Source organism: Dickeya oryzae, from assembly GCF_009372235.1.
In the GTDB taxonomy this organism is placed as follows: Bacteria; Pseudomonadota; Gammaproteobacteria; order Enterobacterales; family Enterobacteriaceae; genus Dickeya; species Dickeya oryzae.
Genome location: NZ_ML762920.1, coordinates 279298 through 306287 on the forward strand (window position 1 = coordinate 279298; position 26990 = coordinate 306287).

Consider the following 26990-nt stretch of genomic DNA (forward strand, 5'->3'; position numbering starts at 1 on the left):
AAAAAAGTAGCTAAGAAAGCCCCGGCTGCTCAGAAAGCCCAGGCTGCCAAAAAACACAAAAAAGTAGCTAAGAAAGCACCGGCTGCTCAGAAAGCTCAGGCTGCCAAAAAACACAAAAAAGTGAAGAAAGCGAAGAAAGTTGCTGCTCCAACAGCCGCTTAATTCACTCAGGTAAGAAATATAAGAAATAGTTAATGGTCATGAACACCGGTAGCGATTATCGGCATGACAGTAGTGTTATAAAACACCCGGTTCGCCGGGTGTTTGTTTCATGGGGGACCTGATAATGCTGCGGCGTTATTCATTCGAAATCATGTTGTCCTTCCTGCTTATCTGCGCGTTGGTCATTGTCGTCTTTTTCCTGTAATCCGATTTCACTCTCACCAGCGCGCCCAAATCAGGTCATTCGATCCACCTGACTACCCTATCGTTTCCTGCTTTGATGTCGGCATGCTACGTTTATAGTGGATTGATGACGGTTACTACGCTGAATTTTTTCATTTTTAAAGGCCATTCATTACATGCGCATATCAGCCTGGTTGTTATGTTCATTGAGCGTGCTCGCCCCTTACGTGTGGGCCGATAACGACACCTCAACCCTGACGGAACAACAAAAACAGACCCTGTTCTTTAATCATGATGACCGCGATAGCGTGCCGGATACCTCCCAGTGGCCATGGCAGGCGATTGGTCAATTAGAAACCGCCAGCGGCAACCTGTGCACCGCCACATTGATTTCACCCCACCTGGCACTGACGGCAGGCCACTGTGTCGTAGCACCGCCCGGTGTACCGGACAAACCGGTCGCACTGCGTTTTCTGTCGGCAGAAAATGGCTGGCGCTATGAAACTGATAAAATTGAAGCGTTAACCAATAAGAAACTGGCCAAAATGTTAAAAGCGGACGGCGATGGCTGGATTGTCCCCCCCGCTGCCGCACCGTGGGATTTCGCCCTGATTCGCCTGCGGGAAACACCGCCGGGCATCCGCCCATTACCTATCTGGCAAGGCACGCAGGAAGAACTGAAAACCGCGCTCGATGCGGCACAACAGAAGGTTACTCAGGCTGGTTACCCGGAAGACCATGAGGACACCTTGTACCGTCATCAGGATTGCCAGATTACCGGTTGGGTCCATAACGCCGTGATGGCCCACCGCTGCGACACCTTACCGGGCGATAGCGGTTCGCCGTTGATGCTGAGAACCGCCGGTAGCTGGATTCTGGTCGGCATCCAAAGCTCCGCCCCGGACGCCAGCAACCGCAAGCTCGCCGATAACCGCGCTGTTGCGGTCACCGCTATACGCCAGCAGTTGGAAGCACTGGCTAAAGAGAAACGCTGATAGCAATGACCCGCCGGTATCGTCGCTGACATGCCGGCAGTTTCCCGTTCCCTCCCTTATACCGTCCGCACCTCCCCCTTTTTTCCGTAAAAGCCCACAATTTGTTAATGGCATTAACCTTCTCTTATACCTAAGGGTAACCTGTTCATACCTTTTACCGACAAGTTGAAACTTATCTTTCAATGAAGCGATCCAGCCACCTGACCCGATTTTTTTATCTCTCTATAAACGATTACTCCTAGAACGATATCAATAAGTTACATTTTTATTTTAGGGAGCATCATGTACGAATACTTACAATTCTCACTTGGCGTGTTGCCATTAGTGATAATGATCATTCTGATTTTGAAAATCAAAATGCCCATTCATCATTCCGTCCTGATCACCCTGGTGATCACGGCAATATTGAGCATGACGGTCTGGCACATGCCGTTACAAACACTCGGGTCAGCCATTGGCTATGGGGTGATAAAGGGCTTATGGCCTATCATCATTGTGATTCTGGGGGCAATTTACAGTTATAACCTGATGCAAGAAACACGCAGCATGGATGTTCTGCGTGACGTACTGGCTAGCATCAGCGACGACAAGCGTATTCAGGTGCTGTTGATTTCCTGGTGCTTCGGCGGCTTCCTTGAAGCGGCAGCGGGCTACGGTACCGCCGTGGCGATTCCTATCGGTATTCTGATTGCGCTGGGTTTTAACCCACTGAAAGCGGCCATCGCCTCATTGGTGGCAAACACCGTACCCACCGCCTTCGGTGCCGTCGGTATTCCGGTGTCGATTTTGGCAGAGCAGGTCCACCTGCCGGTCACCGCCCTCGGCGGTACGATCATTTTGCAACTGGCGTTGTTCAACATTCTGCTGCCGTTTGTGATTATCGCCATCATCGGTGACGGTGTGAAAGCGATAAAAGGCGTGGTGGGCATCACCCTGGTGTGTGGCATTACTACCCTGATCCCGCAGTATTTTGTCGCCGTTCACCTGGGGGCAGAACTGCCAGCGTTTGCAGGCAGCCTCGTCAGCCTTATCGCGGTCGCAGCAATGGGGCGTGCGCGTAAGGGGAAAACCGACCCACGCTACCTTATTCAGAATAATACCCGCTCAAGGGCGTTGCCTTCAGGCCGTGAATTGCTGAAAGCCTGTTCTATTTATATGCTTATTTTTACCTTTATCCTGCTTTGCTCGCCGTTATTCCCCGGCATTAAGCAGGTTGTCGGGCAGGTGACTTCAACGCTGTCTTTCCCGTTACCGCAAGGAAAAGCGCTGTCACTGAAAATCGACTGGATAGCCACACCCGGCGTGCTGATCATCATTGCGACCCTGCTGGGTGGTTTCATTCAGGGAGCCACGTTAGGCAAGATGCTGAGTGTGTTAGCTAACACGATTAAGCAGCTGAAAAATTCGATTATCGCTATCACCACTATCGTCGCGATGGCGACCATCATGGATGTCAGTGGGCTTATCGCCACGCTGGCGCAGACCATGGTGAATATCACGGGGGGTGCCTATGTCTTTATCGCGCCTATCATCGGTGCGCTGGGGACGTTCGTCACCGGTAGCGATACCAACTCGAACGTACTGTTCGGCAAGTTGCAAACGGTCGCGGCAGAAAAACTCCATATTGACCCCGTCTGGCTGGCGGCGGCTAACACCTCCGGGGCAACCGGCGGGAAAATGATCTCCCCGCAGAGTATCGCCATTGCGGTATCCGCCACCCGAATGGACGGACAAGGCAGCGCCATTATGGCCGGTACGCTGAAATACTGTACCGCCTATATCCTGATTCTCGGGCTAAAAGTCGGGCTGTTTTATTATTTGTTTATGTCTTAAACCTGGTTATGTCTTAAACCTGTTTCTGTCCCGAGCCTGTTTGTTTTTCCGAATAATCAGCGCCGGACGATAACGTCCTAATTATAAAAACAAGTCTATCTACTGTATTGGAGAGATGTCGTGAATGTTAACTTTTTTGTGACCTGTATCGGCGACGCGCTGAAATCACGCATGGCGCGTGATTCGGTGCTGTTGCTGGAGCACTTAGGCTGCCAGGTTCATTTCCCTGAAAAGCAGGGATGCTGCGGTCAGCCCGCACTCAATAGCGGTTATGTGAAAGAAGCCATCCCTGGGATGAAAAACCTGATTGCGGCGCTGGAAGAAAATGACGACCCGATTATCTCCCCGGCGGGTTCTTGTACCTACGCCATCAAAAGTTACGCCACCTGGCTTAGCGATGAACCGGCGTGGGCGAAACGCGCAGAGCAGGTCGCCGCACGGATGTTCGACCTGACCTCGTTCATCGTCAACACGCTGGGCGTCGTCGATGTAGGCGCGCGTTTATCCGGCAAGGCGGTTTACCATCCGTCCTGTAGTCTGTTTCGCAAGATGGGCGTGAAAGAAGAACCGCTGGCGCTACTGAAACAGGTCGATGGTCTGACACTGCTGCCGTTTCAGGCACCGGAAACCTGCTGCGGTTTCGGTGGTACTTTCTCGGTAAAAATGGCGGAAATCTCCGGTGAAATGGTGAAAGAAAAAGTGGGCCATATTATGGATGCCGAGCCGGATTACCTGATCGGTGCCGATGTCAGTTGCCTGCTCAATATCGGCGGACGTCTGCAACGCGAAGGACGCCCGGTCAAGGTGATGCATATCGCCGAAGTGTTGATGAGCCGCTGAGGAGGTTACCCATGTACTTAAAAACCAGCGATGTTGCTTTCAAAGCGCGTATCAAGCAACAGATAGACGACCCCATTATGCGTAACGCCGTTGCCAACGCGCAGGAGCGCATCGGTGCCAACCGCCAGAAAATGGTGGATGAGTTGGGTCATTGGGAAGACTGGCGCGAACGTGCCAGCCAAATCCGTGAACACGTACTGGCTAATCTGGATGCCTACCTCTACCAGCTCTCAGAACGCGTCAGCGCTAACGGTGGTCACGTCTTTTTTGCCAAAACCAAAGAGGACGCGACGGATTACATCCTGCGTGTCGCCCAGTCGAAGCAGGCGAAAAAAGTGGTTAAGGCCAAATCGATGGTCACCGAAGAAATTGGCATGAACCACGTGCTGCAGGAAGCCGGTATCCAGGTGATTGAAACCGACCTTGGCGAATACATTCTGCAGCTTGATGGCGATCCGCCGTCACACATCGTGGTACCGGCGATTCATAAAGATCGTCACCAGATTCAACGTGTGCTGCGTGAAAAACTGGGCTACGACGGGCCGGAAACCCCGGAAGCCATGACACTGTTCATCCGCCAAAAGATCCGTCAGGATTTTCTGAGTGCGGAAATCGGCGTCACCGGCTGTAACTTCGCCGTGGCGGAAACCGGTTCCGTGTGTCTGGTGACCAATGAAGGCAACGCCCGCATGTGTACCACCCTGCCGAAGACGCACATCGCGGTGATGGGAATGGAACGTATCGCGCCGACGTTTGAAGAGGTGGATGTGCTCATCACCATGCTGGCGCGCAGTGCCGTTGGCGCGCGGCTGACCGGGTACAATACCTGGCTCACCGGCCCACGCGAGGCAGGCCATGTGGATGGCCCGGAAGAGTTCCATCTGGTGATTGTCGATAACGGCCGTTCCACCGTGCTGGGGTCGCAGTTCAAGGACATATTGCGTTGTATTCGCTGCGGCGCATGCATGAACACCTGCCCGGCGTACCGCCATATCGGTGGTCACGGCTACGGTTCTATCTACCCAGGCCCTATCGGCGCGGTCATTTCTCCCCTGCTGGGTGGTTACGATGATTTTAAAGATCTGCCCTACGCCTGCTCGTTGTGTACCGCCTGTGACAGCGTATGCCCGGTCCAGATTCCGTTATCGAAGCTGATTCTGAAACACCGCCGCGTCATGGCAGAAGGGGGGCTCACGCCCAAAGGCGAGCAGAGCACGATTAAGCTGTTCGCTTATGCCAACAGCCACCCGACGTTATGGAAAGTCGGCATGATAGCGGGTGCCCGTGCCGCCAGTTGGTTTATCCGGGATGGGAAGCTCCCGATTAACATCGGCGCCATCAGCGAATGGACACAGGCGCGTGACTTGCCACCCGCCGATGGTGAAAGTTTCCGTTCCTGGTTTAAAAAACACAAAGCGCAGGGAAATAAATGATGAATCACAGAGACGCATTTTTAGCCGACATCGCCAACGCACTGGGCCGACCGGTTCGTCATCTTCCGTCGCCGCCGCCGGTTCCTGCGCATGACCATGCCCAGACCCGTCTGACTGAACTTGACGCGCAGCAACGCTGTGACGCGTTCATTGAATGCGCCACCAACGTCATGCTGGCGCATTGTGAATTGACCAGCGAGGCGGATGCCGCCGAGGCCGCCTGGCGTTTATGCGAACGTTATGGCCGCGAGCCGGTGATCCTCAGCGGCGATGAGCGACTGGTCGCGTTGGGGATCACCGCACGGTTGCAGGAAGCCTGCCACGCCGAGGTGTGGGACCCTGCGCGGGGAGACGAAAATATCCGGCTGGCTGAGCAAGCCAAAGTCGGTGTGGTCTACGCGGAATATGGGTTAACGGAATCGGGCGGCGTGGTGCTATTTTCCACCCCGGACCGTGGCCGTGCGGTCAGCTTACTGCCGGAGTCGTCAATTTTTGTGGTGCGCAAGAGCACGATTTTACCGCGTGTCGCGCAACTGGCGCGCCATCTGCATCAGTTGGCGGAGCAAGGCACCCGAATGCCTTCCTGTATCAACCTGATAGGCGGCCCCAGTTCCACCGCAGACATCGAGCTTATCAAGGTGGTGGGGGTACACGGCCCGGTTAACGCTGCGTATCTGATCATCGAAGACTGTTAATTGCTGCCACTATCCCCTTGCCCGATGCGACTTAAGCACCGGGCAAGGGTTATCCAGCGTTTACTGCTACTGCTACTGCTACCTGGTCGGTACTGCCGCAAGGCCGGTTATCCCGCTATCCGCATTACCCGTCTATCTGATCCATCGCCTGCATAATGCGTTTATCAGAAATGGGATACGGTGTGCCCAGTTGCTGGGCAAAATAGCTGACACGCAACTCTTCGAGCATCCAGCGGATGGCTTTCACGTCATCATCATCGCGTCGTTCCGGCGGCAGCTTATTCAGCCACTGCTGCCAGGCCTGCTGCACCTGCTCAACTTTCAGCATCTGCGCCCGATCGCGGTGAACATCCTGCGCCAGTTTATCCAGCCGACGCTCAATGGCTTGCAGATAACGCAGCACATCTGGCAAGCGCTTATAGCCGTTATCGGTCACGAAACCGCGAAATACCAACCCGCCCAACTGACTTTTGATGTCGCTTAACGCCAGTGCCAGCGCCATGTCCACCCGGCCTTTCAACCGTTTATTGATGTTAAACACCGTGGTGAGGATCTGCTCCACCTGACGGGCAATATCCACCACCGTGTCATTCAGCTCCGCCCGCACACGCTCGTGCAGCTGGCGAAACGCCGCCTCCTGCCACACCGGGCCACCGGCTTGTTCCATCAATTTGTCCACACCACAGGCGATGCAATCGTCAATCAGCTCCAGCACCTTGCCGTAAGGGTTGAAATACAGCCCCAGCTTGGCCTTATTCGGCAGTTTCTCGTGCAGATACTTAATGGGTGACGGAATATTGAGCAGCAACAGACGGCGCTGACCACGCCACATCATCTGCTGTTGCTGGTGCGGCGAATCAAACAGACGGATTGCCACGCTGTCTTTTTCATCCACCAGCGCCGGATAGGCTTTTACCGCATAACCGCCCCGTTTTTGTTCGTAGCGCTCCGGTAAATCGCCAAAACTCCAGATGTGCAAATCGCGTTGCTCGATGCCGTCATCCGCCACTGCCGACAACGTCTGTTGCACCTTCTCCTGCAACTGATCTTTCAGCGCCCGCAACTGCTTGCCTTCCCGCAGCGTCCGGTTTTTCTCATCCACCACCCGGAAGGTGATTTTCAGATGATCGGGCACCTGATCCCACTGCCAGGCCTCGCGGTCAACCGTCACGCCAGTCATCAGGCGTAACTCACGCTCCAACGCTTCCAGCAACCCTTTTTCCAGTGGGGTGACCCGCGCCAGAAACGCTTGCGCGTAGTTAGGTGCCGGTACAAAGTTACGCCGTATCGGTTTTGGCAATGACTTGATCAACGCCACCACCAGATCACGCCGTAACCCAGGGATCTGCCATTCGAATCCGTCTTCTTTCACCTGATTCAATACCGGCAGCGGGATATGCACGGTCACGCCGTCCGCATCAGCGCCCGGTTCAAACTGGTAGGTCAGCCGTAACCGCAGCTCACCCTGCTGCCAATGGTTCGGGTAATCCAGCGCGCTGACACGTTCCGCGCCATCTTTGATCAGCATCGCCTTTTCGAAATTGAGCAATTCCGGGTTGGCTTTGGCGGCCTGTTTCCACCAACTGTCGAAATGGCGGCTTGATACCACATCCTGCGGCACACGCTGGTCGTAGAACGCAAACAGTGTCTCGTCATCCACCAAAATATCGCGGCGGCGGGATTTGTTTTCCAGTTCTTCCACTTCCTGGCGTAATTGCTGGTTGGCCCGGAAAAAACCGTGGGAGGTTTGCCAGTCGCCTTCCACCAACGCATGGCGAATGAACAGTTCACGCGACACCACCGGGTCGATAGCGCCATAGTTCACTTTACGGGCAGCCACCAGCGGCAAACCGTACAGCGTGACTTTCTCCTGCGCCATCACCGCGCCCTGCGCTTTTTCCCAGTGCGGATCGCTGTAACTGCGTTTGATCAAGTGCTGCGCCAGCGGCTCGACCCATTCCGGTTCGATGCGGGCAGCGATACGCCCCCACAAACGGCTGGTTTCCACCAGTTCCGCCACCATCGTCCACTTCGGCGGCTTCTTAAACAAACCGGAGCCGGGGAAAATGGCAAAGCGGGTGTTCCGCGCACCGCTGAATTCCTGCTTATCGACGTCTTTTTGCCCGATATGGGACAACAGGCCGGTCAGCAACGCGCAATGCAGGCTGCGGTAATCCGCCGGTTCGCTATTCACCGGGAAGCCCAGCTCTTTTACCACCTGACGCAGTTGGGTATAGATATCCTGCCATTCCCGCACCCGCAGGTAGTTGAGGTAGTCGCTACGGCACAGCTTGCGAAACTGGCTGGATGACAAGGCTTTTTGCTGCTCTTGCAGGTAGTCCCACAGATTGACGAACGCCAGAAAATCGGACTCTTTGTCGGCAAACCGGCGATGTTTTTCTTCCGCCGCCTGCTTTTTCTCTACCGGGCGTTCGCGTGGGTCCTGAATCGACAACGCGGCGGTAATGATCATCGCCTCACGGACACAGCTGGTCTGTCGCGCTTCCAGCACCATACGTGCCAGACGCGGGTCAACCGGCAGTTGCGCCAGTTGCCGCCCCTGCGGTGTCAGGCGATAACGGCCATCATCGCTGGTGTGAATCGCGCCCAGCTCTTCCAGTAACCTTACCCCGTCCTGAATATTGCGTTTGTCCGGCGCTTCGACAAACGGGAAGGCCGCGATATCCCCCAGCCCCAACGCTGTCATCTGCAAAATGACCGAGGCCAGGTTGGTACGCAAAATTTCCGGGTCGGTAAACTCGGGCCGGGAGAGAAAATCCTGCTCAGAATAAAGGCGGATACAGATCCCCGCCGCCACACGGCCACAGCGCCCTTTTCGCTGGTTGGCGGAAGCCTGTGACACCGGCTCAATCGGCAAGCGTTGCACCTTGGTACGATAGCTGTAGCGGCTGATGCGCGCCGTGCCGGGGTCAATCACATAGCGGATACCCGGTACCGTCAACGACGTTTCTGCCACGTTGGTCGCCAGTACGATGCGACGCCCGTGGTGAGACTGGAATACCCGGTTCTGCTCCTGACTGGAAAGACGCGCATACAGCGGCAAAATCTCGGTATGCGGCAAATCGAGCTTGCTTAACGCATCGGCCGTATCGCGGATTTCCCGCTCGCCGCTCATAAACACCAGAATATCGCCCGGCCCTTCGTGGCACAGCTCATCCACCGCATCCAGTATCGCCTGGAGCTGATCACGGTCGCTGTCTTGCGCTTCTTCCACCACCGGTCGATAACGCACGTCCACCGGGTAGGTACGTCCGGACACTTCAATCACTGGCGCATTACTGAAATGGCGCGAAAAACGCTGCGGGTCGATGGTCGCCGAGGTGATTATCACCTTGAGGTCCGGGCGTTTCGGTAACAGCTGCCTGAGGTAACCGAGAATAAAATCGATATTGAGGCTGCGTTCGTGGGCCTCATCAATGATCAGCGTGTCGTACTGCATCAGCAGCCTGTCCTGCTGAATCTCCGCCAGCAGGATACCGTCGGTCATCAACTTGACCAGCGTGTTGTCACTCACTTGATCGTTAAACCGCACCTTGTAACCCACGGTGCTGCCCAACGGGGTTTCCAGCTCGGTGGCAATGCGGTCCGCCACGCTGCGGGCCGCCAGTCGACGCGGCTGGGTATGGCCTATCAGACCGGTCACGCCGCGCCCCAACTCCAGGCACATCTTCGGCAACTGGGTGGTTTTACCTGAACCGGTTTCCCCGGCCACGATCACCACCTGGTGATCGCGGATAGCGCTGAGGATCGCCTCACGTTTCTGGCTGACCGGCAACGCCTCGGGATAATGGATAGTCGGCAGCGACGTCCTGCGTTGTTCTACCCGCAGGCGAGCAGTATCAATCTCCTGACCAATTTCCTGCGCAATCGCCGCCTGCGCCTGTGGATTCCCCACTTTCATCGCGCCTTGCAAACGGCGACGCAGACGTTGCCGGTCACGTAGCATTAAGGCATCAAGTTGAGGTTCTAACGCATGGAGAGGTGATGTCACGGTGCAATTCCTTACTGTCTGATTCCGGGAGTGCGTCGCCATACCGAACACCCAGGGGGATGGCCGCTGGTCGGCAAGCATCGCCTGAGGGTTATCAGAACGCATAGTGACCCCAAAAACGGCGACCAGAAAAATGATGACCAGCGCAACATGGCGAAAACACAAATTCGGGCGGCGGGCATGGTATCACATTGACGGCGCAGGCTATATGCCATCAAAAGGGATTCTGCCGCACTATCTCTCGCCTCTCGCCTCTCGCCCCCTTCATTCAATAAAATCGAATAAAGATCTCGAAATATTGCGCTATCCCGTTGCCCATAACACACCTATGATGCGTTCATGCGACGACAACATTCGTTCTGGCACACTTAACAAGGAATAGGCAATGAGCAAAGTACTCGTTCTGAAATCAAGCATTTTGGCTGACTTCTCTCAATCTAACCAGTTGGCTGACCACTTTACCGCCTCCTGGCAGGCAGCACACCCTGCTGACACCATTACCGTTCGCGACCTGGCCGCTCAGCCAGTACCGGTGCTGGATGGTGAACTGGTTGGCGCGATGCGTCCTTCCGACAAGCCGCTGACCCCGCGTCAGCAGGACGCGCTGGCGCTGTCCGATGCCCTGATTGCTGAACTGCAGGCGCATGACGTTATCGTGCTGGCCGCCCCGATGTACAACTTCAACATTTCAACTCAGTTGAAGAACTATTTCGACTTCATCGCCCGTGCTGGCGTCACCTTCCGCTACACCGAGCAGGGGCCGGAAGGTCTGGTAAAAGGCAAACGCGCTGTGGTAGTGACCAGCCGTGGTGGTATCCACAAAGATACCGAGAGCGATGTGGTCGCACCGTACCTGCGCCTGATGCTGGGCTTCATCGGCATCACCGATGTCGAATTTGTGTTTGCAGAAGGTATCGCTTACGGCCCGGATATGGCACAGAAAGCGGTGGCTGATGCTAAAGAACAGCTGTCCCAGTTGGCATCTGCATAATTCTCCCCGTCCGTCTTCACGTTGCCGGTGCGTTGGCTGGCCTGCAACCTGAATGATTTGGGGTGTATAACGCGTTAATTACCCTCATACTCGCCGCCGTGTTGCCTGATTACTCCTTTTTATGGCACACGGCGTTTTTTTATGACTTGCCGATAACGACTACCCGTCTATAACTGCTATTTGTCTATAACTGCTATCCATCTATAACGACTACTCGTCTATAACGACGCCTTTACTACCCTGATTTTTCTTTATCTGCTCACCGGCCCGGTTACCGGCGCTATCGAGCAGTTGTGCCGTTTCTTTATCCGTGTGAATACGAATGTCGTGCTCAATATGCACGTTCATGTTGATGGTAATCGGCTCCTTTGGCGCCGCCACCTCAATGCGCGGGGTGCAGCCGGTTAGCAACACGGCCGTTATCGCGACACAGGCTGTTCTCATCTCGTCCTCTTACCACTCATCATCAATGACTCGGCAATTTTACTCAGCGACCTGTTGTTCCAGTGCTGCCTTCAGGTTGTCGCCAAAACGCAGGCTGCGCCATAACTGGAAGATATTTTCCTGCTGGCGATAATTGAGCACAATGTCACGCCGTGACAGGTCATCCATCACGCTTTGCCCCGTAATACGCGACGCCAGCGACAACTCGCCGTTCTGACTGATATCGACCGTCACCCAGGAGCGCCCCACTTCCAGATAGCGCAACCAGGCTACAGCCGTCGCATTGGCGACACTGTTTCGTGCCAGTTGGTCCGCCAGTTGCGAGTCCAGCGCTATGGTCAATGGCGTATCATTGGTGAATTTGCCGTCTTTGACCAGCATCGACGGGTGGCTGAAGTTCAGCGGGAGTACGCCACTTACCCGGCCAGACATCGATAGCTTCTTCACCTTCAGGCCACTCACCAGTTCACCAATATCAATCCCTTGTAGCCGTAATATCGCCGAATCATGCGCAGGCAGGCGCAACGGCGATAGCGACAGGTGCCCTTCCAGCACATCCAGGTCCAGTTGCGCCAGCGTAAACGGGTGACGCTCACTGTAAGGATAATGGCCGTACAGTTGTATATCGATATTCTGCATCGGGAACAGGCTATCAAGCCGGTTAATGCGTAACGCCACCGGACGGGAAATGCCCAACTGCCAGCGATGATTTTCGAAGCGATACGGCAGCACAAAGTTCACCCCGCTGACTTCGCCATCCTCCAGCCAGGCGCTGGCGTTTTTCACCACCCAATGCCCCCCGGCGCGGAATCCCTGCCCACGAGCGGCGGAAAATGCCGCCTGTGCGTAAAACTGCCCGGTACGAATCGCCAGTTGCCAACGTGGCGGTAACAATGTCTGGAATACCCGCAACGGCTGCGGCGCCCACCACCCGTTACCACGCAGCCGTTGTCCGTCCCAGCGGCCGTTAAGTCGAATAGGACCAACCGCCTGCGCCTGCAACAGACCATTCCATTGGAAATCCTGCAAATTGCGGCCATGAATATCCAGCGCCAGCTCGGTGGCTGGCAGCGTGCCAGCGCCGTGAAAATTCACCTGCTTCGCCGCCAGTTTCAGCGCGCCGCGCAGCGTGCCCGTCGTGGGGTCGCGTCGCCAGCGCAGGGGTTCTGTCAGCGTCAACCTCGGCTGCTCTACCGTCACCACGCCGTACCGCAGTTGGTTAAGTCCGCTGGACAACGACTCGACGTCAATCTCATTGTTCTGCCAGCGCCCCTGACCTGCGATATCCCATCGGCCTTGCAACGGCGGCAACTCACCCTCCCCCCAATAACGCCAGCGCCAGTCACCGCTGTCTGGCCAAAACTGCTGCGCCTTACCGTCAAGGTGCAAGCGAAAGCGCCCCCAGTACCGGTCGCGTACGTTGACAATCGCCTGTAACCTGCCGCTCACACCTTGCCGGGTCACCTGGATTCCCGCCAGCGGCCAGCGCGCTTCCTCCAGTTCGACGTCCGGGCGTGGCGTTCCCCAGGCCCGTAACAGCGCGCCCGGTAGCAACGCCACGGTAGGATCAAGCACCGCTCCTTTCACGCTGCCCGGCAATGACGCGAAAATGGACACATCAGGTAAATTCACTTGCCCGGTAAACTGGAAGCGCATATCGCTGTCAGCCATCCCCAGTAAACCGGGCCCCAACGACAGCACGGCGTTAGCGCGGCCATGATGTCCCTGGGTCAGGATATTGAGGCGTGCTTCCAGCCGCAGTGGGTCGCGCGGTTGCAACAGATCGTACAATGTCAGCGAAACGCCGCCGGTCAGCGGCTGGCTGGCATACGGCCAGCGCCAGCGCCCGTCCTGAATACGCAGGTTGCCATCGATTATCCGCCACGGCAGCGTCAGCAGCGGTTCGTCCATTGACGCTACACTGACCGTCAACTCGCCCTGATTCCCCTGCCAGCGCAACACCGCACTGGCCGGTTCCGGTAACCGTAATGGTAACCCGACGCCTTGCACCTCCCCCCGTTGCGGCAGGCGGTTAAGCGTTGGTGCCAGGTGCATCGCCCCGTTGATTTGTAGCGGTGTTTCTTGCGGTGCCGTGCGCATCAGGCCTTGATGTAACGTCAGTTCAGCACCACGCAGTTCGGCCTGCACCTGTAGCTGGTCGCTCTGGATACGGAGTTGCTGGCGCGATGTGTTGGTAGACAGGTGCAGACTGCCCGCATCGGGCAGCCAGGGGGTGAGTGCAACGTGGTGCAAAATCAATTCGGTTTCCGGCAACCACTGTTGCCACTGCGTTAATTGAGGTGCCGTCATCGAGGAAGAGGCTGGCCATTGCCGCAAACAATCCGCATCCAGCGTCAAGGCTTGCGCCTCCAAATGCCAGCGCCCTTGCCGGTAACGCACCAGCAAGCCTGATAGCGTCGCTGGCCGACACGATGCCAGACGCAGTTGTACATCGGGCAGCCAGAATCCCCCCTGACGCCAGCCGGGCGTGTCACTCAACGCCACCGTCACACCGACAGGCAAATAAGGCTGCACTACCACGGGTAACCAGCGCGGCATCATCAGGCAGGCGATGATTCCCCCCAATGTCAGTGCCACGACCAGCAGGGCCAGCCATCGGGTACAGCGTATAAACGTCAGCATGGATTATGTTTCAGGGTGTTCTCGTTATCATCATTTTTGTCATTCAGTGCGAATTGTTACGACCAATGCGCTAAATATCACCATTCAGCTCACATTACCCAGCAAAATCCATACATCACAATTACCTGATCATGATAAAATTTTCACATAAGCGCAGTATCTGACTACACTCCGCCTTGATGGCAGTCACGGTGCCGCCCCCGTACACCGCGTCCCAGCCTGGATTATCAACCCATTAGCATTGTTGTTTATTTAGACAATATGGACTCGTTTTACCCTTCAATATCGCAAAAAGGGATGCTTCATGCGTAAAAATTACCCGGTAAGCCAACGTCAGTATCCGCTGGATGCCAACACCAAACTGATGTCGGTCACCACCCCTGACAGCCTCATTACTTACGCCAACGCCGATTTCATCAAAGTCAGCGGCTATGAGACGGAAGAGCTGATGGAGCAACCGCATAATATTATCCGCCATCCAGATATGCCACCGTCGGCCTTCGCGGACATGTGGAATACGCTAAAAGCCGGAAAAATCTGGACTGGTGTGGTCAAAAACCGTCGCAAGAACGGTGATCACTATTGGGTTCGTTCCAGCACGACACCGCTAAAACGCGATGGCAAGCTGGTCGGTTATATGTCGGTACGCACTGCCGCCACCACAGACGAAATCAGCCAGGCGGAAGCACTCTATGCTCAGGTGAATCAGGGTACCCTGAAAAACCGCACTTTTCATCACGGTTTGGTGGTGTATACCGGTCCGCTAAAATGGTTGAGCATGTTCAAAACCATGCCGCTGCGCTGGCGCATTCGCAGCTATTTTGGGCTGTTGGGGTTAATACCGCTGGCTATCGCGTTCGCACTGCTGCCAAAAACGGCGTTGGTATGGGGCGTGTTTGCCGCCTTGATCGCCTGCGCCTGCCTGTTCTGTGAGCTACTGGTGCAACATATCGCTAAACCGACGGAACTGATCCTCGAGCAAGCGATGCGTTCTGCATCTGGCCAGGCCAACAGCCTGACCCAGCTTAACCGTGCTGATGAAATAGGCATGTTGATGCGCGCCGTCAATCAATCCGGCATGAACTTCCGCACCTTTGTCGATGACGTCAACGTCAACCTGCATGAACTCAAAACCGCATGTAGTGAAATCGCGCAAGGTAACCACATTCTGGCCGAGTGCTGCGAGAAAACCGAAGAGAGCCTGCAACAGACCGCCGCCTCGGTCGAACAGCTTACCGCGACCATCAAGAGCAACGCCGACGCGTCGTTACGCGCTTCGCAATATGCGCAGGACGTTAATCAGGTCGTCAATGTCGGTGAGCAAGCCGTTTCGGAGGTTGCCAGTACGATGGATGCGATCACCCGCGCCAGCGAACGCATCACCGATATCATCAGCGTGTTGGATAATCTGGCATTCCAGACCAATATTCTGGCGGTCAACGCTGCCGTAGAAGCCGCCCATGCCGGGGAGCAAGGTAAGAGTTTCGCGGTGGTCGCCAGTGAGGTCCGTTCGCTGGCGCAGCGCAGCGCCTCCTCCGCCAAGGACATCGCGGCATTGATCGACAATACGCTCTCCAGCATCCGCGCCGGTGACCAGCAAGTGGCCCACACCAACCGCTCGATGAACAACATTTTGGTCAAAGTGCAGGAAGTGACGCACTTGATGAACGACATCAGCCTGGCCACCAAAGAACAGTCTCAAGGGCTGCAGCAGATCAATGACGCGGTCAACCGCATTGACGAATTGACCCATCAGAATACCGCACTGGCGAGCCAGTCCAACTCCGCCACCGGGCACCTGCAGCAGCAGATCGCCAGCATGGCGCAAGCCATCTCGGTATTCGGTGCCTCGAAGTAAGTCACGCCATCTTTGTCATACAGGAGGGGAAATTCCCCCTCCTGTCTTGTTTTTTCAACAGTACCGCCGCCCTGACGCTTTCATTGCGTTACCATGATGAAGGTAACGATTTTGTCTGTTTATGGTTTTCTGCTAGCTTATTCTGGTTGCCATCATCACGTCAGGTGATAAAACCACCGATGACCGATGCGCAACCGACAATACCCTGTGGAGAGATCATCATGAAGCTGGCGATTTACAGCACCAAACAATATGACCGCAAATACCTGGAACAGGTAAACCAACAGTTCGGGTATGAGCTGGAGTTTTTCGATTTCATGCTGAGCACGCGCACCGTCAAAATGGCGGCGGGATGCGATGCGGTTTGTATCTTCGTCAATGATGAAGCCGGGCGTGAGGTGCTGACGGAGCTGGCGAATACCGGCATCAACATCCTGGCGTTACGCTGCGCCGGTTTTAATAACGTCGACCTGGAAGCGGCCCGCGAACTGGGCATTCGGGTCGTGCGTGTACCGGCCTACTCACCGGAAGCGGTCGCAGAGCATGCGGTAGGCATGATGATGAGTCTCAACCGCCGCATTCATCGTGCCTATCAGCGCACCCGCGATGCCAATTTCTCACTGGAAGGGTTAATTGGCTTCAACATGTACCAGCGCACCGCCGGGATTATCGGCACCGGAAAAATCGGTATCGCCACCCTGCGTATCCTTAAAGGATTCGGCATGACGCTGCTGGCGCACGACCCTTACCCGAATCCACTCGCCCTGGAACTGGGCGCAGAGTATGTCGACCTCGATACCCTGTATGCCCGCTCAGACGTGATTTCACTGCACTGCCCGCTGACACCGGAAAACCATCACCTGCTCGACCAGAATGCGTTTGCACGCATGAAGAACGGCGTGATGATCATCAACACCAGCCGGGGCGGATTGATTGACTCTCAAGCCGCCATCGACGCGCTCAAACAACAGAAAATCGGCTCGCTCGGCATGGATGTGTATGAAAACGAGCGTGACTTGTTTTTTACCGACAAATCCAACGACGTGATTCAGGATGACGTGTTCCGTCGGCTTTCGGCCTGCCACAATGTGCTGTTCACCGGTCATCAGGCCTTTTTGACAGAAGAAGCATTGACCAGCATCGCCGACACCACCTTGCACAACATCCAACAGCTTAGCGAAGGCGTACCCTGCCCCAACCAGGTCAACGCCTGATCACACGGCCGGTGGCGTCTGCCGCCGGTTTGCTTACCTCTTACTGCTTACCTGCTTACCTGCTTACCTGCTTACCTGCCGAATGACTCGCCGGGATCACCCCGCCGGGCAATGACCATTCATCAATGAGGTTTCGTCGCAGCGCTTACCATTCGCCAACAGGCACGTACCGATGCTGGCCCCACTCAACTGGCGCGAAACGCCCATGCGCCCACCGGCCAGCGTACAATTCACCGCGGCCGGGCTCTCCTGCCCTTGCCAGGCAGCCCGTTGCGGCGCGACCGACTCCTGCATTTGCGCCGATTCAGATTGTCCGCCACTACATCCGCTACTGCAGACCACCAGCATCAGCGCCGTGCCCGCCACCAGCCATTGCGGCATCATCATATTCTTGTCGACTCCTATTTCGTGAATGTGAGAAAGATCGTGAGTGTGAGAAAGCCTGCATGTGAGAAGCAATCGGTCCATTTTATCGCTAAATAGCGGAATACGGCATAGTCCTATTTACTTCTCTTTTCGAATGTTTCTCATGGCGTAAAAAATCACCGTTTAGCCCCCATTTCACCTCTCATGTTTTTACTCACGGTAAGTAACAAAACAATTATTGTCAGGGGGATAAATTATATGTCCTTATTCAGGATGAACTGGACCAGTTGACCACCGCCATGGCCGGAATGACCGAACGGTTGCGTCAGATGATCGGCAACATCCGTGACAGCGTGAGCAACGTAGCAGCCTCTGCCGCACAAATCGCCCACGGCAACCATGAACTGTCGTCGCCTACCGAGCAACAATCCACCTCTGTCGTCCAGACCGCCGCCAGCATGGAACAACTGACCTCAACGGTAAAAAACAACGCCGACAACGCCGCCGCGTCGAGTGAACAGCGCCGTGGAATCGAGCAGATCGCCAGTGCCGTGAATGAACTCGATGTCACCACCCAGCAAAGCGCCTCGCTGGTTACAGCATCCGCGTCCTCCGCCAGCTCGCTGGAGGAACAATCCGTACGGTTGGAAACACTGGTGAGCCATTTCCGGCTAACGCAGGATAATCAACGGTTAGAGAATCGACGTTTAGATTATAAACAGGTAGGGAATAAACCGTTAGATAGACAGCCGTTATTGCCCCGTACCACGTTGGCTGCCAGCGCCCGCAATCCGTTATCCATATCGAGTCAGGCTACATTGCGTCAGGCCACACTGTCGTGAAACCACAACAGTCGCCAGAACCAGCAGGACTGGGAAAGCTTCTGAGTCAGCCTGTTTGTCAACAGCACTGCTGAGCAATAAAAAAACCGGCAAGAACGCCGGTTTGATCAGGAAAGCCATGATGCATCATCGCGGCATCATGCCGTTACCCTGGTTTGCAGGTTAACGATCCGCAATGGAATGCATCTCGACTTTCTCTGCCAGTGTTACTTCCACCTTGATGTCATCGGTCAGCGTCAGCATCGCCTTTTTGTCCATGCTCACCACGGCGCTACGCTGTGGGATGAGGAACTGCCGCACGCTCTCGCCTTCAATCATGTCTTTGCCATTCTCGACACCATGTCGGGCCGACAGCAGGTAATTCACCATCCCATTATAGGTGATCCGATATCCACCGTCGGCAGGCTCCACCCGGTAGTTAAGGGTAATTTTCGGCAATGCTGCCTTATACGTACCGCGAATTTCATCCCAGCGCGCCGGGTTACCGGTCAAGTAGACAGAATCTACCCAGTTAGTCTGGCCTTTCAACACATGGCTCGTGTCATAGGTAAAGTAATACGGCGAGATAAATGTACTGTTCAGGCTCGTCGTCTTGGTACGGAATACCGAGCATCCTGACAACATCGCCGTGACCGCTACGGCCAGAAGCAGTTTCTTCATGGGTATTGTTCTCTTTTCGCCAACAGTTTCAGCCCATGCAAGGGCCATACCGTGTCTTGTCATGGCCTGTCGCACAACGCGTGCAGGCACCAAGTCCTGTCCACAGAATAGCAGTGTTCTCACCCATCGATGAAAGGAAAAAGGGGCAAGTCGGGGGATAATTATCCCTATCGGCAAAGGCCATTTCCCCTCTTCCAGTTTGATATGTCTTTCATTTTCTGCCTTCATCGGCAAAAACGAGTGCAAAAAACCAATGGATCATTTCCACCTATCGGCACGTATTGAAATGCTGTTGTAAAACTCTCTGGTATTCGGCGCCGCAATCCGTACCATACACGGCATACTTACGCGTGCTGGTTACTGTCAGCGGGTGCTAATCCTTCATTTATCGCCAATCAGATGGGACACGAGAACGCCCAGATGGTATTCGAGATCTATGGGAAGTGGATTGAAGAGATGAGTGGGGATCAGAACAGCATGTTGAATCAACGGCTCTAAGCGTAAATGGGTTTTGCCCCTTCAGTGCCCTTTTTAGATACAGACGCAGGATAAAATGCCAGAAAATCAATTATCTACACCAAAACAACAGTATAACCTCAACAAATTACAAAAGCGTCTGCGTCGCAACGTGGGCGAGGCGATTGCCGATTTCAATATGATTGAAGAGGGCGATCGGATCATGGTCTGCCTGTCCGGTGGCAAAGACAGCTACACCATGCTGGAGATCCTGCGTAATTTGCAGCAGAGCGCGCCAGTGAACTTCTCGCTGGTAGCGGTGAATCTGGACCAGAAGCAGCCGGGGTTCCCGGAGCATGTGCTGCCGCAGTATCTGGATAGTATCGGCGTTGAATATAAGATTGTGGAAGAAAACACCTACGGCATCGTGAAAGAGAAGATCCCGGAAGGGAAAACCACCTGTTCACTGTGCTCTCGCCTGCGTCGCGGCATTCTGTATCGCACCGCCACCGAACTGGGCGCCACCAAGATAGCGCTTGGCCACCACCGCGATGACATTCTGCAAACGCTGTTTCTGAACATGTTCTACGGCGGCAAACTGAAAGGCATGCCCCCCAAACTGGTAAGCGATGACGGTAAGCATGTGGTCATTCGCCCCCTGGCGTATTGCCGTGAAAAAGACATTGAGCGCTTTGCGGAGGCACGCCAGTTCCCTATCATCCCGTGTAATTTGTGCGGTTCACAACCGAACCTGCAACGTCAGGTGATCAAAGACATGCTGCGCGATTGGGATAAACGCTACCCCGGCCGTATCGAAACCATGTTCAGCGCCATGCAAAATGCGGTGCCATCACATCTGTGCGACACCGCCTTGTTCGATTTCAAATCAATCCGTCAGGGCAGCGCCGTTGTGGATGGCGGCGATTTAGCGTTCGACCGTGAAGAGATGCCGCTACAACCCGCAGGCTGGCAGCCGGATGAAGATGACGAAGACAACACCCGGCCACTGGAACGTCTGGACGTGCTGGAGATTCGCTAGTTTTCGCGTTTACCGTTTTAACAACGCAAGCGGTTGATCGGCGGTGTGATTATTAGCCGCCTATACCTTTACTGCCAGCGTATGTTTTATTGCCAGCGTGTGTTTTATTGACAGAGTGTTTTTATTGCCATGGCGGCGTAATCGCGGGTTCCTACGTAGACATGACAGCCATAAACACGACCGTCTTCAACGCCAGCCCCCAATAACAACATCGTCAAATTGCAGGCAAAAAAAAGCCGACGAAACGTCGGCATGGTGTGAATTAATTGTGCTATGCAGTAATTCAAAAAAGGAAGTAAGACAATATGGAGCGCAACGCCCATCGCTTGACGTTGCATTCACCTGCGGGATGCATAGTGCCGCAGGTAGGGGCCAAAAATGTTGATATCGCTCAATATTGACAATGGTTTTTATCTCCGCCGACGGTTGTGTGATATTTCACGCAAGAATGCCACCGCGCCACTCACAACCATTTACTGCGCTTTAACCACCAGGCAACGCCGCCCACTAATAACACCAACATCAGGCAAAATACGCCAAAACCAATACCGCTATTCGCGCCCGGAATACCGCCCAGATTAACGCCAAATAATCCGGTCAGAAAGGTGGTGGGCAAAAACACCATCGCCAGCAACGACATGGTATAGGTGCGTCGGTTCATAGCATCCGTCATCAATGAGGTAATTTCATCAGCAATAACGGTGGTTCGCGCGATGCTGGCATCCAAATCCTCCAGCCCGCGGCCAAGACGCTCGGCAATTTCCTGCATGCGACGGCGATCGTCATCCTGCATCCAGCTAAATTTTTCACCAGACAGGCGCGAGAAGATATCACGTTGCGGCGTCATATAACGGCGCAACACAATCAGCTGTTTACGGATCAACGCCAGCTCACCGCGCGGTGGAATGCGCTGTTCCAGTAACGCATCTTCCAAATCGATGATTCTCTCATGCAGTTCATCAATAAACTCACTGGTGTGGTCGGTTAACGCCTCAGCGATGGACACTATCCAGTCACCGCTGTTGGCAGGCCCGTTGCCCTCTTTGAGGTCGCTCATTACCTCGTCGATCGCCGCGACCTTGCGGCGTCGGGTAGAAACAATCAGCCGCTCAGAAATAAACACCCGGATGGCGACCAATTCATCCGGCCGCTCATTGGGGTTGTAGTTGATGCTGCGCAGGGTTACCAGAGTGCCCTCGCCCAGCCGGACCACGCGGGGCCGGGCGCTTTCGCCCGCCAGCGCATTGCGTACGCTATCCGGTAACAGGGTGGTTTCGTGCAACCAACGCACGCTGGCCGATTGTGTCGAGTCGAGGTGCAACCAGACGGGTAACCCCCCCTCCTCTCCCAGCCCACTCTCTGCCAACGGCAGAATGCCGCCCTGTCCATCCAGTTGATAGGTAAAAACCGCCCCCATATGCTGGATAGCGTTACTGTCCATCACGTCCACACATCCTCTCCTGACTTCACGACTGCTTTGTTCACCCCGCACATCTTACTGCCTGTATCCCGGCCTGCAATCGGAAAGCGGCGCACCAGCAATGCCCGATAACCCCTCGATAAAACCCGGCTGCCTCGTTTGTCAGTGCTTTAGAATATACAGCGTGTGACTGTAGGCCACATCCTCCGGGTTAGTGATGGGATAACCTTTCACCCAGGGCTTGATCAGGCGGCCGTTGGTGTACTGGTAGATAGGCGCGATCGGTGCCTGTTCCGTCAGAATCTGCTCGGCACGGTTATAATCCTCGTTGAGGATCTTCCGGTCAGTCTGTCCGGCGGTATCCGCCATCAGGCGGTCATAGTCGGCATTATTGAAACGGGCGATATTGCCGCTGTGGCTCGACGTCAGCAACGACAGGAAGGTGGAAGGCTCGTTGTAATCACCAATCCAGGAGGCGCGTATCACATCAAAATTACCGGTGTTACGGCTGTCGATGTAGGTTTTCCATTCCTGATTCACCAGTTTGACGTCCACACCGAGCTTCGTCTTCCACATGGACGCAATTGCGATGGCGATTTTCTGGTGAACTTCCTGCATGTTGTACAACAACGTCAGCTTCAACGGTCTGGACAGGCCATAACCAGCTGCCGCCATCAGCGCTTTAGCCTGCATGTCCAGTTCAGCCTGTGAATACTGTTGCAGTTGTCCCGGTTGCGGCGTGAAACCGGCGGTGACATCGGGCGTAAAGCGATAGGCCGGCTTTTCCCCCGTCCCCAACACTTTCTCAGCAATAATCTTGCGATCGATGGCATAAGAGAGCGCTTTACGCACCCGTACATCGTTGGTCGGCGCACGCTGGGTGTTAAACGCATAATAGTAGGTACCCAGTTGCTCTGGCGTAAACACCTGCCCCGGCAGATCTTTCAACAGTTTCTGATACTGATTTTTCGGGAAGGATTCGGTGATATCGATATCGCCTGCCAGATAACGCTTGGTGGCGTTAGATTCCTGATTAATAGGCACAAACGTCACTTGCGTCAGGCGGGTATTGGCGTGATCCCAATAGTGATCGTTAGGGGTCAGCACCAGTTTTTCATTCACTACCCGCTCTTTAAGCACAAACGCGCCGTTGCCCACCAGATTGCCGGGTTTAGTCCACTCGTTACCGTATTTCTCCACCGTGGCCTGATGCACCGGATAAAGGCTGAAATTGGCCATCAGGCTAATGAAATACGGCACCGGCTTGCTCAGTTGCACCTTCAGCGTGTGGTCATCAACCGCGACGGCTCCGAGTTTATCGGCAGGCAATTTACCGGCCAGAATCTCATCAGCATTGACGATGCCCGCCATTCGGGCAAACCAGCTAAACGGTGAGTTATTCTGCGGTGTGACCAGCCGCCGCCAGCTGTAAACGAAGTCTCTGGCGGTGACCGGGTCGCCGTTTGACCAGCGCGCATCCGCTCGCAACGTAAAAATAAAGGTGCGGTTATCGTTAGTCTGCCAGCGCTGGGCCACGCCGGGAATCGGGTTGCCGTGCGCGTCCTGATTCACCAGCCCTTCAAACAAATCGCGAATCACCTGAATTTCCGGTAGCCCCACTGCTTTGATCGGGTCCAGCGAAGCGGGTTCGTCCTTGATATGGCGTACGATCTGCTGCTGGTCCGCCAGTACCGTACCGGGGGGAACCTGTGCCGCATTCGCCGCCCCTGTCAGGGTGGTCATCAGTATGGCGCAAAGCACGCTCACGGAAACTGCAGAGTCACGAAATTGCATGTTGTGTCCTTTAACCAAAGAGCCGTGTTCTGCTACCCCGTAGCAGTGCATGACTCGAATTATGTTGGGCATGTGCCCACTGAAAAAATCGTTATCAGGCTGGAAGTTATCATAGTCGTAAACCCGCCCTTCCAGCCAGTAGCGCGAAAGCGGTTTGCAAAGCGCCCCGCAATTCAGATTCACCGACGCGACCTGCCCGAATTTTTTGTTATTATCAGACGATACAACGCAACAACCGTCAGGATAACACCATGACAGATATCGAGTTTGTGCCGCGCCCTCGCGCCGAGCGCGGGGGATTTACCTCACCGGGTCAGGAGTACGGACGTTCCCGGCTGGGTGCGCCGCTACTGTGGTTCCCGGCGGAAAACGCAGGAAAACACAACGGATTGATCCTCGCGGGGACGCACGGTGATGAAACAGCCTCGGTGGTCGCACTCTCGTGTGCCTTGCGCACTCTGGCACCCGGCGGTCTGGCGCACCATGTGGTACTGGCGGTTAATCCGGATGGGTGCCAGTTGGGTTTGCGCGCGAATGCCAACGGTGTCGACCTCAATCGCAATTTCCCCACCGCCAACTGGCAGCCGGATGGCACCGTCTACCGCTGGAGCAGCGATACCCCGGTGCGCGATGTGCAGATATCGACCGGCAGCCACCCTGGCTCTGAGCCAGAAACACAGGCATTGTGCCGTCTCATCGAACACTTATCGCCACCGTGGGTGGTGTCATTTCATGAACCGCTGGCCTGCATTGATGACCCTCAACACTCCGCATTGGGTGTCTGGCTGTCGGAGACCTTTTCGCTCCCGCTGGTCGACGATGTCGGGTATCCAACACCCGGCTCCTTTGGCAGTTGGTGTGCTGAACGCCAGTTGCTGTGCATTACGGCAGAGTTACCGGTGATCGCCGCAGACAGCGCCACTCAGCGCTATCTGCCGGCACTGACCCAATTACTGAGCCATAACTTTTTATACCAATGTTGATAATGTTGCCCTACACTAATCGACATGTTAATCACCTGTGATAGAAGGACGTAAGCATGTCAACAAATGTACATTTCCAGGGTAACCCAGTACCAGTAGCAGGATCTTTCCCGGCTGCGGGCAGCAAGGCACCAGCATTTTCACTGGTTGCCAAAGACCTCTCTGATGTGGCGCTGAGCCACTACGCCGGCAAGCGCAAAGTCCTGAACATTTTCCCCAGCATCGATACCGGTGTGTGCGCCGCGTCTGTGCGTAAATTCAACCAGTTGGCTTCCAGCCTGGATAATACCGTTGTCCTGTGCGTTTCTGCTGATTTGCCGTTCGCGCAGTCTCGCTTCTGCGGCGCAGAAGGCCTGAACAACGTGGTGGTTCTGTCTACACTGCGCGGTGCGGAATTCAAAGAAAACTACGGTGTGGCGATTGCCGAAGGCGCGCTGAAAGGGCTGACCGCCCGTGCCGTTGTCGTGCTGGATGAAAACGACAATGTCCTGCACAGCGAGCTGGTAAACGAAATTACCAACGAGCCAGACTACGATGCCGCCATCGCCGTACTGAAATAAGTCCCGGCGATACTCCACAGGAACAATGCCAGTCTGTTGACTGGCATTTTTTTACTGCTTTCACCTTATCCAACAGCGCATCACCCACCCGACAGGACTTATTCCCCGCAGGCCACCGTCTGTGACACGGGGCGTGATGGTCGGTTACGCAGCGCGCACAACACCAACACCAGCATGACGACCCATTCCGCCATCAATGCCGCTGTCAGTGCGCTGGCAAAATGCCCGCCGCTGGCGTGCAACACATGCACCAGCACGGTACCCAGTACGATAGGCCCCAGCCCCAGTGACGCCTGTTGCATGGTAGAAAGCAGCGCACTGCCCGCCCCTGCCTGCTGCGTCGGCACGTCAGACATGCCAATCCGATAGAAGCTACTGACGATAAACGCCTGACCAAACCCAATCATCATGGTTGCGGGCAGTAATTGCAGCACCGATACCGGCCAGCGCCAGGCGAGCGACGCCATCAACAACGCCAGGCCGCTCATCTGGATAGCACACCCGATCAGCAGCACAGTTCTGTTCCCCAGACGGGTCAGCAGACGGCCGCTAAACAGCGATGAGACAAAATAAGACAATCCCAAACCGATAAAGCTGTTACCCGATTGCAACGGGGTAAAGCCCGCGCCGGATTGCAGGGTATACGCCACCGCAAACATAAACCCGCTCCAGCTGGAAAAGAACAGTAACGCCAGCAACAAACCAAAACGGATCCCCGGTAACCGAAACAACGCCGGTGGCAGCAACGGCGCAGGCTGGCGGTTTTCTACCCGCCATAGCCACGCGAACCACAGCAGACTACTCAACAATACCGCCACGCTGCCCAACGGCCAGTGCCAGATTGGCCCCAATGCCAACGGAAACAACAGGCTGGCTAACCCTAGTGACAACAGCACGGTACCGGGTAAATCCAACGCCACCGGTTTTTCACCGCGGGTATCCGGCAGGCGTGACGGTGCCACCAACAACACCAACAGGCAAACCGGCAGATTGACCAGAAACACGCTCCGCCAGCCATAACCGGCGATATCTAACTGAATTAAAAATCCGCCTAACACCTGCCCGACCACAAACGCCAACCCGCCAATCGCGCTGTAAAGCCCCAACGCCCGGGCATGCTCGCGCCCTCGCAGGCAGACATGAATCGTCGCCAGAATCTGCGGCACCACCAGTGCCGCCCCAACACCTTGCAAGGCGCGGGCCGCCAGCAGCACCCATACCGACTGGGCGATGCCACACAACAGCGACGCAACGCCGAACACGGCTACGCCCGTCAGAAACACCCGGCGTCGGCCCAGGTTGTCCCCCAACCGCCCGCCCATTGCCAGAGAGACAGCAAACGCCACACCATAAACCGACACAACCAGCTCCAGCTCAGCCGGGCTGGCAGACAGTGAATGGGCGATCGCTTCCAGTGCGACGTTGACGATCGAAAAATCGATCATCGGCAACAGTTGGCCGGTCAACAATACCATCAGACCGATGCCGGTAAGCCCCTGTGAAAGTGAAACCTGTTTCATCGCGGTACCCGTTGTGTTAATTCTGTGAGGTAGTTAGCATTATCGAT

20 protein-coding genes and 2 pseudogenes are annotated in these 26990 nt (G+C 55.2%); 14 read left to right on the forward strand and 8 right to left on the reverse strand.

Annotation, left to right across the window (positions count from 1 at the left end):
* From FAZ14_RS20515 to FAZ14_RS01250, 6 genes are all read left to right on the forward strand, one after another.
* The coding region (locus FAZ14_RS20515; protein WP_478210372.1) for a hypothetical protein at positions 1-162 on the forward strand (162 nt) is incomplete at its 5' end.
* A gap of 359 nt (positions 163-521) precedes the next feature.
* Positions 522-1340, forward strand: a complete 819-nt coding sequence (locus FAZ14_RS01230; RefSeq protein WP_016942432.1) for a trypsin-like serine peptidase — start codon at positions 522-524, stop codon at positions 1338-1340.
* 282 nt (positions 1341-1622) lie between these two features.
* Positions 1623-3173, forward strand: coding sequence for an L-lactate permease (locus tag FAZ14_RS01235; protein WP_153507926.1), 1551 nt, complete (start codon positions 1623-1625; stop codon positions 3171-3173).
* A gap of 120 nt (positions 3174-3293) precedes the next feature.
* Entirely contained in the window at positions 3294-4013 is a 720-nt protein-coding gene (locus FAZ14_RS01240) for a (Fe-S)-binding protein (RefSeq protein WP_153507927.1), read from the forward strand.
* Between the two features lie 11 nt (positions 4014-4024).
* Positions 4025-5446: a LutB/LldF family L-lactate oxidation iron-sulfur protein gene (locus FAZ14_RS01245; RefSeq protein WP_016942435.1), complete on the forward strand. Its 1422-nt coding sequence runs from the start codon at positions 4025-4027 to the stop codon at positions 5444-5446.
* Positions 5446-6141, forward strand: coding sequence for a LutC/YkgG family protein (locus FAZ14_RS01250; RefSeq protein ID WP_029456464.1), 696 nt, complete (start codon positions 5446-5448; stop codon positions 6139-6141). Before FAZ14_RS01245 ends, FAZ14_RS01250 begins: the two co-directional genes overlap by 1 nt.
* Before the next feature lie 124 nt (positions 6142-6265).
* Here FAZ14_RS01250 and hrpA read toward each other — a convergent pair whose 3' ends face one another.
* Positions 6266-10153 (reverse strand): ATP-dependent RNA helicase HrpA, encoded by a 3888-nt coding sequence (hrpA, locus tag FAZ14_RS01255; protein ID WP_153507928.1) that lies wholly within the window; start codon positions 10151-10153, stop codon positions 6266-6268.
* Between the two features lie 385 nt (positions 10154-10538).
* Here hrpA and FAZ14_RS01260 point away from each other — a divergent pair, with 385 nt between their 5' ends.
* Positions 10539-11144 (forward strand): FMN-dependent NADH-azoreductase, encoded by a 606-nt coding sequence (locus tag FAZ14_RS01260; protein WP_016942439.1) that lies wholly within the window; start codon positions 10539-10541, stop codon positions 11142-11144.
* Positions 11145-11354: 210 nt separating this feature from the next.
* Here FAZ14_RS01260 and FAZ14_RS01265 read toward each other — a convergent pair whose 3' ends face one another.
* Both FAZ14_RS01265 and FAZ14_RS01270 read right to left on the reverse strand, forming a co-directional pair.
* Positions 11355-11588, reverse strand: a complete 234-nt coding sequence (locus FAZ14_RS01265; protein ID WP_153507929.1) for a YnbE family lipoprotein — start codon at positions 11586-11588, stop codon at positions 11355-11357.
* A gap of 39 nt (positions 11589-11627) precedes the next feature.
* The gene (locus FAZ14_RS01270; protein ID WP_153507930.1) at positions 11628-14231 is read right to left on the reverse strand and encodes a YdbH family protein; all 2604 of its coding nucleotides are present in this window, start codon (positions 14229-14231) and stop codon (positions 11628-11630) included.
* A gap of 304 nt (positions 14232-14535) precedes the next feature.
* On the opposite strand from FAZ14_RS01270, the gene FAZ14_RS01275 reads away from it, so the two are divergent.
* Together FAZ14_RS01275 and FAZ14_RS01280 are read left to right on the forward strand one after the other, a co-directional pair.
* Positions 14536-16089 (forward strand): methyl-accepting chemotaxis protein, encoded by a 1554-nt coding sequence (locus FAZ14_RS01275; protein WP_016942442.1) that lies wholly within the window; start codon positions 14536-14538, stop codon positions 16087-16089.
* Between the two features lie 221 nt (positions 16090-16310).
* Positions 16311-17303 carry a 2-hydroxyacid dehydrogenase gene (locus FAZ14_RS01280; RefSeq protein ID WP_153507931.1) on the forward strand — a complete coding sequence of 331 codons (993 nt, stop codon included), beginning with the start codon at positions 16311-16313 and terminating at the stop codon, positions 17301-17303.
* Between the two features lie 96 nt (positions 17304-17399).
* Here the strand turns inward: FAZ14_RS01280 and FAZ14_RS01285 are convergent, their stop codons facing one another.
* Positions 17400-17690 (reverse strand): putative hemolysin, encoded by a 291-nt coding sequence (locus tag FAZ14_RS01285; RefSeq protein ID WP_029456465.1) that lies wholly within the window; start codon positions 17688-17690, stop codon positions 17400-17402.
* A 251-nt stretch (positions 17691-17941) separates the two neighbouring features.
* On the opposite strand from FAZ14_RS01285, the pseudogene FAZ14_RS01290 reads away from it, so the two are divergent.
* Positions 17942-18511: pseudogene (locus FAZ14_RS01290) on the forward strand (hypothetical protein); the annotation flags it as partial.
* Between the two features lie 162 nt (positions 18512-18673).
* On the opposite strand, the gene FAZ14_RS01295 reads toward FAZ14_RS01290, so the two are convergent.
* Positions 18674-19171 carry a hypothetical protein gene (locus FAZ14_RS01295; protein WP_016942447.1) on the reverse strand — a complete coding sequence of 166 codons (498 nt, stop codon included), beginning with the start codon at positions 19169-19171 and terminating at the stop codon, positions 18674-18676.
* A gap of 285 nt (positions 19172-19456) precedes the next feature.
* Between FAZ14_RS01295 and FAZ14_RS01300 the strand changes: the two are divergent.
* Positions 19457-19669, forward strand: a pseudogene (locus FAZ14_RS01300) (tyrosine-type recombinase/integrase); the annotation flags it as partial.
* A gap of 55 nt (positions 19670-19724) precedes the next feature.
* Positions 19725-20666, forward strand: a complete 942-nt coding sequence (gene ttcA, locus FAZ14_RS01305; protein WP_016942449.1) for a tRNA 2-thiocytidine(32) synthetase TtcA — start codon at positions 19725-19727, stop codon at positions 20664-20666.
* A gap of 463 nt (positions 20667-21129) precedes the next feature.
* On the opposite strand, the gene zntB is transcribed toward ttcA, so the two are convergent.
* Both zntB and FAZ14_RS01315 read right to left on the reverse strand, forming a co-directional pair.
* Complete coding sequence (zntB, locus tag FAZ14_RS01310; protein WP_071526218.1) at positions 21130-22107, reverse strand: zinc transporter ZntB; 978 nt, start codon at positions 22105-22107, stop codon at positions 21130-21132.
* 141 nt (positions 22108-22248) lie between these two features.
* Positions 22249-23829, reverse strand: a complete 1581-nt coding sequence (locus FAZ14_RS01315) for a peptide ABC transporter substrate-binding protein (RefSeq protein WP_235914447.1) — start codon at positions 23827-23829, stop codon at positions 22249-22251.
* Between the two features lie 302 nt (positions 23830-24131).
* Here FAZ14_RS01315 and mpaA point away from each other — a divergent pair, with 302 nt between their 5' ends.
* Together mpaA and tpx are read left to right on the forward strand one after the other, a co-directional pair.
* Entirely contained in the window at positions 24132-24863 is a 732-nt protein-coding gene (gene mpaA / locus FAZ14_RS01320; RefSeq protein ID WP_038926213.1) for a murein tripeptide amidase MpaA, read from the forward strand.
* A gap of 56 nt (positions 24864-24919) precedes the next feature.
* Positions 24920-25423 carry a thiol peroxidase gene (gene tpx, locus FAZ14_RS01325; protein ID WP_012884420.1) on the forward strand — a complete coding sequence of 168 codons (504 nt, stop codon included), beginning with the start codon at positions 24920-24922 and terminating at the stop codon, positions 25421-25423.
* A gap of 98 nt (positions 25424-25521) precedes the next feature.
* Here tpx and FAZ14_RS01330 read toward each other — a convergent pair whose 3' ends face one another.
* Positions 25522-26943, reverse strand: coding sequence for an MFS transporter (locus FAZ14_RS01330; RefSeq protein ID WP_153507933.1), 1422 nt, complete (start codon positions 26941-26943; stop codon positions 25522-25524).
* Between the last annotated feature and the right edge of the window lie 47 nt (positions 26944-26990).

Coding starts and splice junctions, on each gene's coding strand:
- FAZ14_RS01230 (WP_016942432.1), top strand. CDS start 522: ATGCGCATATCAGCCTGGTTGTTATGTTCATTGAGCGTGCTCGCCCCT.
- FAZ14_RS01235 (WP_153507926.1), top strand. CDS start 1,623: ATGTACGAATACTTACAATTCTCACTTGGCGTGTTGCCATTAGTGATA.
- FAZ14_RS01245 (WP_016942435.1), top strand. CDS start 4,025: ATGTACTTAAAAACCAGCGATGTTGCTTTCAAAGCGCGTATCAAGCAA.
- FAZ14_RS01250 (WP_029456464.1), top strand. CDS start 5,446: ATGAATCACAGAGACGCATTTTTAGCCGACATCGCCAACGCACTGGGC.
- FAZ14_RS01260 (WP_016942439.1), top strand. CDS start 10,539: ATGAGCAAAGTACTCGTTCTGAAATCAAGCATTTTGGCTGACTTCTCT.
- FAZ14_RS01265 (WP_153507929.1), bottom strand. CDS start 11,588: ATGAGAACAGCCTGTGTCGCGATAACGGCCGTGTTGCTAACCGGCTGC.
- FAZ14_RS01270 (WP_153507930.1), bottom strand. CDS start 14,231: ATGCTGACGTTTATACGCTGTACCCGATGGCTGGCCCTGCTGGTCGTG.
- FAZ14_RS01275 (WP_016942442.1), top strand. CDS start 14,536: ATGCGTAAAAATTACCCGGTAAGCCAACGTCAGTATCCGCTGGATGCC.
- FAZ14_RS01280 (WP_153507931.1), top strand. CDS start 16,311: ATGAAGCTGGCGATTTACAGCACCAAACAATATGACCGCAAATACCTG.
- FAZ14_RS01285 (WP_029456465.1), bottom strand. CDS start 17,690: ATGATGATGCCGCAATGGCTGGTGGCGGGCACGGCGCTGATGCTGGTG.
- FAZ14_RS01295 (WP_016942447.1), bottom strand. CDS start 19,171: ATGAAGAAACTGCTTCTGGCCGTAGCGGTCACGGCGATGTTGTCAGGA.
- ttcA (WP_016942449.1), top strand. CDS start 19,725: ATGCCAGAAAATCAATTATCTACACCAAAACAACAGTATAACCTCAAC.
- zntB (WP_071526218.1), bottom strand. CDS start 22,107: ATGGACAGTAACGCTATCCAGCATATGGGGGCGGTTTTTACCTATCAA.
- FAZ14_RS01315 (WP_235914447.1), bottom strand. CDS start 23,829: ATGACCACCCTGACAGGGGCGGCGAATGCGGCACAGGTTCCCCCCGGT.
- mpaA (WP_038926213.1), top strand. CDS start 24,132: ATGACAGATATCGAGTTTGTGCCGCGCCCTCGCGCCGAGCGCGGGGGA.
- tpx (WP_012884420.1), top strand. CDS start 24,920: ATGTCAACAAATGTACATTTCCAGGGTAACCCAGTACCAGTAGCAGGA.
- FAZ14_RS01330 (WP_153507933.1), bottom strand. CDS start 26,943: ATGAAACAGGTTTCACTTTCACAGGGGCTTACCGGCATCGGTCTGATG.